The organism is Methylotuvimicrobium buryatense (assembly GCF_005931095.1).
Taxonomy (GTDB): domain Bacteria; phylum Pseudomonadota; class Gammaproteobacteria; order Methylococcales; family Methylomonadaceae; genus Methylotuvimicrobium; species Methylotuvimicrobium buryatense.
The window spans coordinates 845198-854459 of sequence record NZ_CP035467.1; the positions used below are offsets into that span (position 1 = coordinate 845198).

The 9262-nt window shown below is 48.5% G+C and carries 10 protein-coding genes; 7 read left to right on the forward strand and 3 right to left on the reverse strand.

Annotation, left to right across the window (positions count from 1 at the left end):
• Nucleotides 1–152: 152 nt before the first annotated feature.
• Nucleotides 153–734 (forward strand): superoxide dismutase [Fe], encoded by a 582-nt coding sequence (gene sodB, locus EQU24_RS04025; RefSeq protein WP_017840733.1) that lies wholly within the window; start codon nt 153–155, stop codon nt 732–734.
• Between the two features lie 143 nt (nt 735–877).
• Here sodB and EQU24_RS04030 read toward each other — a convergent pair whose 3' ends face one another.
• Nucleotides 878–1573 carry an ABC transporter permease gene (locus EQU24_RS04030; RefSeq protein WP_017840732.1) on the reverse strand — a complete coding sequence of 232 codons (696 nt, stop codon included), beginning with the start codon at nt 1571–1573 and terminating at the stop codon, nt 878–880.
• 38 nt (nt 1574–1611) lie between these two features.
• The gene (gene moaC / locus EQU24_RS04035; RefSeq protein WP_017840731.1) at nt 1612–2088 is read right to left on the reverse strand and encodes a cyclic pyranopterin monophosphate synthase MoaC; all 477 of its coding nucleotides are present in this window, start codon (nt 2086–2088) and stop codon (nt 1612–1614) included.
• A 72-nt stretch (nt 2089–2160) separates the two neighbouring features.
• On the opposite strand from moaC, the gene moaD reads away from it, so the two are divergent.
• The 3 genes from moaD to EQU24_RS04050 all read left to right on the forward strand — a co-directional run bounded on the left by moaD (nt 2161) and on the right by EQU24_RS04050 (nt 3990).
• Nucleotides 2161–2394 (forward strand): molybdopterin converting factor subunit 1, encoded by a 234-nt coding sequence (gene moaD, locus EQU24_RS04040; RefSeq protein WP_017840730.1) that lies wholly within the window; start codon nt 2161–2163, stop codon nt 2392–2394.
• A 6-nt stretch (nt 2395–2400) separates the two neighbouring features.
• On the forward strand, nt 2401–2880 hold the full coding sequence (locus tag EQU24_RS04045) for a molybdenum cofactor biosynthesis protein MoaE (protein WP_017840729.1): 480 nt from the start codon (nt 2401–2403) through the stop codon (nt 2878–2880).
• 312 nt (nt 2881–3192) lie between these two features.
• Nucleotides 3193–3990, forward strand: coding sequence for a DUF2797 domain-containing protein (locus EQU24_RS04050; protein ID WP_017840728.1), 798 nt, complete (start codon nt 3193–3195; stop codon nt 3988–3990).
• Here EQU24_RS04050 and EQU24_RS04055 read toward each other — a convergent pair.
• Nucleotides 3987–4841: an isocitrate lyase/PEP mutase family protein gene (locus tag EQU24_RS04055; RefSeq protein ID WP_017840727.1), complete on the reverse strand. Its 855-nt coding sequence runs from the start codon at nt 4839–4841 to the stop codon at nt 3987–3989. The genes EQU24_RS04050 and EQU24_RS04055 overlap by 4 nt on opposite strands.
• A gap of 503 nt (nt 4842–5344) precedes the next feature.
• Here EQU24_RS04055 and EQU24_RS04060 point away from each other — a divergent pair.
• The 3 genes from EQU24_RS04060 to ilvC all read left to right on the forward strand — a co-directional run bounded on the left by EQU24_RS04060 (nt 5345) and on the right by ilvC (nt 8802).
• On the forward strand, nt 5345–7081 hold the full coding sequence (locus EQU24_RS04060; protein ID WP_026130169.1) for an acetolactate synthase 3 large subunit: 1737 nt from the start codon (nt 5345–5347) through the stop codon (nt 7079–7081).
• A complete protein-coding gene (ilvN, locus tag EQU24_RS04065; RefSeq protein WP_017840725.1) occupies nt 7081–7572 on the forward strand; it encodes an acetolactate synthase small subunit in 492 nt (163 codons plus the stop codon). The genes EQU24_RS04060 and ilvN overlap by 1 nt, the downstream gene beginning before the upstream one ends.
• Nucleotides 7573–7785: 213 nt before the next feature.
• On the forward strand, nt 7786–8802 hold the full coding sequence (gene ilvC, locus EQU24_RS04070; protein ID WP_017840724.1) for a ketol-acid reductoisomerase: 1017 nt from the start codon (nt 7786–7788) through the stop codon (nt 8800–8802).
• The last annotated feature ends 460 nt before the right edge of the window (nt 8803–9262 follow it).

Sequence of the window (9262 nt, forward strand, 5' to 3'; positions counted from 1 at the left end):
TCGCGGGCGCCGATCTTTTAAACTATTACCGCATGCATAGTCTTTATTTAATCGGCTGTCAGTGATAAAGTATAAATCTTTATCAAATTACTTGGTTTTTTTCTGCCCGGCATAATGTCGGTTGTTTTTTTACTCAAAATTAGGAGAAATACATGGCTTACGAACTTCCTGCATTACCTTATGCAAAAGATGCATTGGCTCCTCATATTTCGGAGGAGACCTTAGAGTTTCATTATGGAAAGCATCATCAAACCTATGTAACAAACCTCAATAATTTGGTTCCCGGTACCGAATTTGACGGATTGCCTCTCGAGGAAATTGTGGTTAAATCGTCCGGCGGTATTTTCAATAATGCGGCTCAAATCTGGAATCACACTTTTTATTGGAATAGCTTGAGCCCTAATGGCGGAGGCGAACCGACCGGCGATCTGGCAAACGCGATCAACAGAACTTTTGGTTCGTTCGACGAATTTAAAGCGGCTTTTACCAAGTGCGCGGTTACCACCTTCGGGTCGGGGTGGGCATGGCTGGTAAAAAATAAAGACGGTTCCTTGGCCTTGGTGAGTACCAGTAATGCAGGCTGCCCATTGACCGAAGGTCAGACGCCTTTATTGACTTGCGACGTATGGGAGCATGCTTACTACATTGATTACCGTAATGCCCGTCCAGCATACTTGGAGGCATTTTGGGCTCTGGTCAATTGGGATTTTGCGTTGGCTAATTACACGGCTTAATAGCGGCAGTACCAAATAGATTCGACATCGGCTTTATGAATTGAGACGCTGGGTTATGTCGTCTTTCGATAAGCGTCCCGGCGCCGAAATTTGACTATCAAGATCTATGGACCCCAATCGCAGTTCCCGTGGTTGGGGTTTTTTTATGTGTCGGGTTTGGCGGGTAGCATTTGCAAAGCAAGATTAATGCAAAAGGCGATCGACAGCAGCAGTATTCCAAGAGCTAATCCCATTTCGAAATCGCCCTTGCCGGTTTCTAAGGCGATTGCAGTCGTGATTGTGCGGGTAGAGCCTTGAATATTCCCACCGAGCATCATCGCGGCTCCCACCTCGCCGATGGCTCGGCCAAAGCCGGTGATGATGGCAGTCAATAAAATAAAACGGAGCTCGCTGATAATCGGGAATATTTGATCGATAGGGCCTGCGCCGAGCATTTTTAATGTATTCACTAACCGTCGGTCGGCCGACTGAACTCCAACCATGGTCATGTTCATGATGATTGGAAAAATCAAACAAGCCTCGCCTATAATCACGGCTGTTTGAGTATAGAGTAGCTCTAAATCGCCGAAGGGTCCGCGGCGATTCAGCAATCCGTACAATATCAAGCCTATCATAACGGTAGGCATTGCCGATAAGGTGTTTAGCAGATGTTGTAGAATGCGTTTCCCGTGAAAGTCGCTGACCGTCGCCAATATCCCCAGTAAGATTGCGCCAATCCCTGCAGAGACAGTGGCGACAAAGGCAATTTTTAGCGAAGTCCAAACGATAAAAAATATGTCGCGATCGAATTGTATAATGAGCCGGAACGCGGCGGCTAATGCTTCGCTAAAATAAGACATTTAAAAATGAGACGGCGACTTTGGGAGTGGGCTGTATTTCAAGGGCGTAGCCAATCGCCTGACTTGCCGCCGGATTTTTTGAGTAGGCGTACGCCTTGAATGGTCATGCCTCGGTCCACCGCTTTGCACATGTCGTAAACAGTCAGTAACGAGACTTGGGTAGCGGTCAATGCTTCCATTTCGACCCCGGTTTGTCCTCGGGTTTTGACCGTAGTGCGGCAATACACTCGATTTGTGTCATTTTCGATTCCAAGGTTGACTTCGACGTGCGAAATGGGCAATGGGTGGCATAATGGTACAAGGTCGGCAGTCTTTTTACTGGCCATGATGCCCGCTATCCTAGCAATGCCCAGTACATCGCCTTTTTTATGCGTCCCTTGCTCGATGAGTGCTAGTGTCGTCGGGTTCATTTCAATATAGCCCTCGGCGATAGCGACTCTTTCGGTTATATCCTTATTGCCGACATCGACCATGTGGGCTTCGCCGGATTGGTTAAAATGGGTTAATTGGGTCATAGGGTTTAAATGAGATGGTTAAATGGGTATGTGCCTTTATTATCTTATCTTTTCAGTGTAGCGTGAATGATTATGTCAGTTAAAGTTCGTTATTTTGCCAGTTTAAAGGACAGTGTCGGTCGTTCCGATGATATGGTCGATGTGAACGGTGCAGTGACGGTGGCGGAAATTTGGGCGATGGCCAATGCAAACCGGTTGATGCCGGACAATATATTGGCTGCGGTAAACATGGAATATGTCGATATTGAGCATTCGGTTCAAAACGGCGATGAAGTGGCTTTTTTTCCGCCGGTTACGGGAGGCTGAGACGATATGATCAAAATTAGTGCCGATTTATTCGACCCGTGGCATGAGGTCGTAGCGTACCAAGATTCGGCGAAGCATTGGACGGGTAAGTTTGGAGCGACTAATGTGTTCGTCGGGACGATGCGGGATTTTAACGATGGCGATGCGGTAACCGGTATGGTTTTAGAGCACTATCCGGGCATGACCGAAAAGCAGTTGGAAGATATCGTAAAACAAGCGACACGCGATTGGCATTTGCTGGATGCCTTGGTCGTGCATCGGGTTGGCGAAATCAAACCGAATGAACCGATTGTGTTGGTTGCGGTTTGGGCTTCGCATCGGGGTGATGCTTTCGACGCGGGGCGTCAGATCATGGAGGCGCTGAAAAATAAAGCGCCGTTCTGGAAAAAAGAGCGACTGCCAAATGGCGACGAACGCTGGGTGGAACACAACACCGATGGTTATTTGCGCTCTCCAAAAAACGATATGTCGACGATTTTGGGTTGAGAAGGGCGAGGTTTTATACCCTTTGCTGGTCAAATTTCGGCGCCGGGGTGTCCGTCAAAGGACGCCGTGAATACGTCCATGTAGGCTCTGTGACAGCATCCCTGCTGTCAAAGCCTTTGCCGAACACCCCAGCGCCTCCATGCGTCAATGCCGAAATTTGAAGTGCGATGGGTATAAATGTTTTTGGCGAGGCTAAAGCAAATCGAAACGTTTTGGGCGGGTTTAATAACCCGCTCCGCGCGATGTATATCAGCTCTATTTGAAACGACTCAAAAGTCGGGGGAATAATTAGTGTTAGGTTTTTTAACGAAAATGCAAGCAGAATTAGGCGAGTCGGTAAGTTATCGGTTGGCTTTAGGCGAGGATGGCATAGAACTGAATCAATTTATCGGTCGCCCGGTAACGATGCGCTTTACCGGTAAGATTGCTTGCGTTCATTGCGGGCGGGACACCAAAAAAAGTTTTAGCCAGGGTTATTGTTATCCGTGCTTCGTCTCGCTCGCGCAATGCGATATGTGTATTTTAAAACCGGAAAAATGTCACTATCATCAAGGTACTTGTCGCGAACCGGAGTGGGGTGAAACATTTTGTTTTCAGCCGCATTTTGTTTATTTGGCCAATGCTTCCGGTATTAAAGTCGGAATTACACGGCAAACGCAGATTCCGACACGGTGGATCGATCAAGGCGCTATACAGGCATTGCCTATTATGAAAGTGGCCTCGCGCTATGTGTCTGGATTGGTCGAAGTGGCAATGGGTCGATATGTCAGCGATAAAACCAGTTGGCAGCAAATGCTTAAGAACAATACAACGCCGGCTGATTTATGCGCTAAGCGCGATGAGCTTTTGTCATTGTGTCGGGAGGAGTTGGCTGATATCACCGCGCGCTTCGGCGATAGTGCGATCGAATATCTACCGAATGTCGAGCCGGTCGATATCGCTTATCCTGTCCAACGTTATCCGGCAAAAGTAAAATCTTTTAATTTCGATAAGCAAAACGAGGTCGGAGGAGTTTTGGAAGGAATAAAAGGTCAATATTTGCTATTCGATACCGGCGTCATCAATGTTAGAAAATTTTCAGGTTATCAGATCGAATTTTGGGCAGGCTAAAAGCGATAACGTTTTTCTTCCCGGTAGTAGTCCTCGAATCCGACGGTTTCGGTCAATTCCTGGAAACTCAGTGTTTTCGGTGAGTTTTGGCCGGTTTTGAGTCCATGTAACGCGTTTTGCATAGCGACGATTGAAGCATTGAGCAGCGTCAATGGGTAAACGGCAATTTTATAACCCATCGCTTCGAGTTGCTCGTGAGGTAAAAGCGGAGTTTTTCCGCTTTCGATCAAATTAGCGACTTTGTGTCCCGGTACTTCGGCACAATAACGGCGCATTTCTTGTTCGCTTTCAGGAGCTTCCAGAAAATTGATATCGGCACCGATTTCGTGAAACAGATTCGCGCGCAGGATCGCTTCGTCTAAGTCGTGAGTGGCTCTGGCGTCTGTTCGTGCCATGATCAATATATCGGCGCCTTCGTTGCGGGCGTCGACGGCCGCTTGTATCCGCATCGCGGCTTCGTCGCGTCCGACAACCGATTTTCCTCGGGTGTGTCCGCAGCGTTTGGGAGCGATTTGATCTTCAAGCATGATGCAGGCAAAACCGGCTTGAGCATAACCTTGTACGGTTCTCTTGATGTTGAGCGCGTTTCCGAAACCGGTATCGCCGTCGCCCCAGATAGGAATCGACACGGCATTGCAAATATTACGTCCCTGATCGAGCAATTCGGCATAAGAAATCAGGCCTGTATCCGGCAGGCCGAGGCGGTCGGCCGAAACCGCAAAACCGCTCATAAAAGCCGTGCTGAAGCCGGCTTTTTCGCATAGTTTTGCAGATAATGCATCATGACAGCCCGGCATCACGATAATTCCGGGGCGGGCGAGTAACAGGCGTAATTTTTCGGCGGCGTTCATTGGCTTTATTTAAATTGGACAGAGAGTTTTAGTAAGGAATATGCACAAAATAACTTATACAAGCAGTAGGCTTTGTGGCGATTTGGTGACTCGCTTGACAGGACGCCGTGAATACGTCCATGTAGGCTTGACGGCGGCTATCCCGGCCGCCGACACCTGTCAATCGAGCCACCAAATCCCCTTCCAACCATTGTCTAAGTTATTTCATGCTAGTTCCTAAGTCGGTTTCGGTAGTGCTGGTGGAGCGGGGTGTGAGCAATACCGGTAGGTACTCAATGTTATGGGTTATGTGCTGTTGAATTCGATGTATAAGTCACGCGCTTTATAACCCGTCGATTTTGCCATGTTTAGTGATGGTAGTTATGGCATCAAAGTCTTGATTTGTCTTGACGAACAGGGGCAAAACCAGTAGTTTATCTAACCTTTTTTTAAAATAAAACCAAGCGATTCAGTCATGAATGGGTTTTATTGATCACCTGATAGTTAATGCAGAGGGTAATAGTGTGGAGCTAAACGGCGCACAAATTTTGGTTCAAAGTCTCAAAGACGAAGGAGTGGAGTATATATTCGGCTATCCGGGCGGAGCAGTGCTGCATATTTACGACGCTATTTTTCAACAAGACGACGTCAAGCATATTCTGGTGCGCCATGAACAAGGCGCCACTCATGCCGCTGATGCCTACGCGCGAGCGACCGGAAAAACAGGCGTCGTTTTGGTGACTTCCGGTCCGGGAGCTACAAACGCGGTAACCGGTATTGCAACCGCTTACATGGACTCGATTCCAATGGTGGTGATCTCAGGGCAGGTGCCGTCGCCGGTCATCGGTAGCGATGCGTTTCAAGAAGTCGACATGGTGGGAATCAGTCGTCCGTGCGTCAAACATAATTTTTTGGTCAAAGACGTGACCAAGTTGGCCGAAACCATCAAGAAAGCCTTTTATGTTGCGTCGACCGGGCGCCCCGGGCCTGTTGTCGTCGATGTGCCGAAAGACATTACCGACCCGAACATCAAAGTACCGTATAAGTATCCGCGCAAAGTGACTATGCGTTCTTACAATCCGGCCGTCGAAGGGCATAAAGGCCAGATCAAGAAAGCCGTCGAGTTGCTCTTGTCCGCTCAGCGTCCGATGATTTATTCGGGAGGGGGGGTGATCCTCGGCGAGGCAAGTCGGGAATTGATCGAATTGACTCGAACGCTGGGTTACCCGATTACCAATACGCTAATGGGCTTAGGTGCCTATCCCGCCACCGATAAGCAATTCATCGGGATGTTGGGTATGCATGGCACCTACGAGGCGAATATGGGCATGCATGAAAGCGATGTGATTCTTGCCGTCGGCGCACGTTTCGATGACCGGGTTACCGGCAAGCTAGCCGAATTTTGTCCTTACGCCAAAATTATTCATATCGACGTCGATCCGGCATCGATATCGAAAACCGTCAAAGTCGATATACCGATCGTTGGACAAGTCAAACCCGTTCTGACGCAAATGATCGAGCAGATCAAAGAGAGCAAAAAGCAACCATCCAAAAAAGCCTTGGCGGCATGGTGGGAGCAAATCGACAAATGGCGTTCGGTGCAATGCTTGGAATATGATCGCGAAAGTCCGTTAATCAAGCCGCAGTATGTTATCGAGCAGCTTTACGAAGTAACGAAAGGCGATGCTTACATTACTTCGGATGTCGGTCAGCACCAAATGTATGCAGCGCAGTACTACCATTTCGATAAGCCTCGCCGCTGGATCAATTCGGGCGGATTGGGTACGATGGGCTTCGGTTTGCCGGCAGCGATCGGCGTTAAATTGGCGTTCCCGGAGGCGGATGTCGCTTGCGTGACCGGTGAAGCCAGTATTCAAATGTGCATTCAGGAATTGTCGACTGCGCTGCAGTATAAAACGCCGGTTAAGATCATTAATCTGAATAATCGCTACATGGGTATGGTGCGGCAATGGCAGGAGTTTTCTTACGAGAGCCGCTACTCACATTCTTACATGGATACCTTGCCTGACTTCGTCAAGCTGGCCGAGGCTTATGGTCATGTCGGCATGCTGGTCGAAAACAAGGCAGATTTGCGCTCAGCTCTGGAAGAGGCGTTCGCGATGAAAGATAGAACCGTATTCATGGACATCATTACCGACCGTACTGAAAACGTGTATCCAATGATAGAGTCCGGTAAGGGACATCACGATATGAAATTGCGGATTGCTCCAGGTACTCCGACGGACAGGGAGCTGGCATAATGAGGCATATAATCTCCATTTTAATTGAAAATGAAGCCGGCGCTTTATCGAGAGTCGCCGGGCTTTTTTCGGCGCGCGGCTACAACATTGAATCGTTGACCGTCGCACCTACCGAAGACTCAAGTCTGTCGCGCATGACTCTGGTCACGCGAGGCAATGATGATATCATCGAACAAATCACTAAGCAGCTCAATAAGTTGGTCGATGTCGTGAAGCTAATCGATTTGGCGGAATCGGCGCATATCGAACGCGAATTGATGATGGTTAAGGTCAAAACCAGCGAAGCCACGCGCGCCGAAATTAAACGTATCGCCGATATTTTTCGCGGCCGAATAATCGATGTAACACCGATGACTTTCGTGATCGAAATGACCGGAACATCGGATAAATTGGATGCCTTCGTCAAGGCGATCGATGAAACGACTATCATCGAAGTGGTCCGATCGGGTGCTACCGGAATATGCCGGGGCGAAAAAGGGCTGCATCTCTAGATTTTACTGCCATTTAAGTTAAGCCGTTCATGGTGAGCCTGTCGAGCCAAGGACGGCTTAACTTATCGACTCGGACTTTTCCGCTCACCCTTCCACAAAGCTCTCTTGAGTGCAGCCGAAGGGCTCAGGGCGAACTGAAAAGTCCTTAACTTAATGGCAGTGATATCTAGACTTCAAAGCAAACATTATTCATAAAACAAAACGAGAAAACACATGCAAGTTTATTACGATAAAGACGCAGATCTTTCGATCATCAAAAGTAAAAAAGTAGCGATCATCGGCTACGGTTCTCAAGGTCATGCGCATGCCAACAATTTAAAAGACTCGGGTGTCGATGTCGTCGTAGGTCTGCGCGCGGGCTCTCCCTCGGTAGCCAAGGCCGAAGCTTCAGGCTTGACGGTTAAATCGGTTCCCGAAGCGGTGGCGAGTGCCGATGTCGTGATGATTCTGACGCCGGATGAATTCCAAGCGCAATTATACAAAGCCGAAATCGAACCGAATTTGAAACAAGGCGCAGCATTGGCGTTCGCGCACGGCTTTTCGATTTTGTATAACCAAATCGTCCCGCGTGCCGACCTCGATGTGATTATGATTGCTCCGAAAGCTCCCGGCCATACTGTTCGTTCCGAATTCGTCCGGGGCGGCGGTATTCCCGATTTAATCGCGATTCAGCAGGATGCCTCCGGTACCGCAAAGAGTATTTGTTTGTCTTACGCTTCGGCCATCGGCGGCGGTCGTTCCGGCATCATCGAAACGACCTTCCGTGATGAAACCGAAACCGATTTGTTCGGCGAGCAAGCCGTATTGTGCGGTGGTGCGGTTGAGTTAGTCAAAGCCGGATTCGAGACACTGGTTGAAGCCGGATACGAGCCGGAAATGGCATATTTTGAGTGTTTGCACGAATTGAAATTGATCGTCGATCTGATGTACGAAGGCGGTATCGCGAACATGAACTATTCGATTTCGAACAATGCGGAATACGGCGAGTACGTGACCGGTCCTAGAGTCATCAACGAAGAAAGCCGTTATGCCATGCGCGAGGCGTTGGAAAACATTCAAAAAGGCGAATACGCGAAAAGATTCATTATGGAAGGCATGACCGGTTATCCGGAAATGACGGCAAGACGTCGCCTAAATGCCGAGCATCCGATCGAAATCGTCGGTGAAAAACTGCGCAGTATGATGCCATGGATTAGCGCCAATAAAATCGTCGACAAGTCGAAGAACTAATCGTATAGCGTTTACGAGGCATGCGAGAGCGGCAAAAAAGCCGCTCTCGCATTTTTTAGACTTCGCGGGTCCACGTTTTCGTGTAACTGACGCGCTCTTTTGTCCTGTAGCGTACTTATTTAATGTTTGTCCCTTAAATAACTTTGGCGTTAAACGAAATAGGCATCACAGTAGTAATTATTCACATCCCCCTATCATTCCCACGCTTCAGCGCTCGCCGTTATACATAAGAAGAACCGGTAAACTTGCTGAACAAAGGTTATCGAATATTTGGGAACTGTGCTGTTTGATAAAATTGCGGATATTAATATTAAAAGGATAGTCGCGACGTAGGCGTCGCTCCCACAGAGAGCGGCGGACGCTCTGTGGGAGCGATCCCCTGATCGCGATCTCGAGGCCGAAAGTGTCAAGTAACAATAAATGGTATCGAGGTCTCATTGGTTAAGATTGCAAAAAGGTA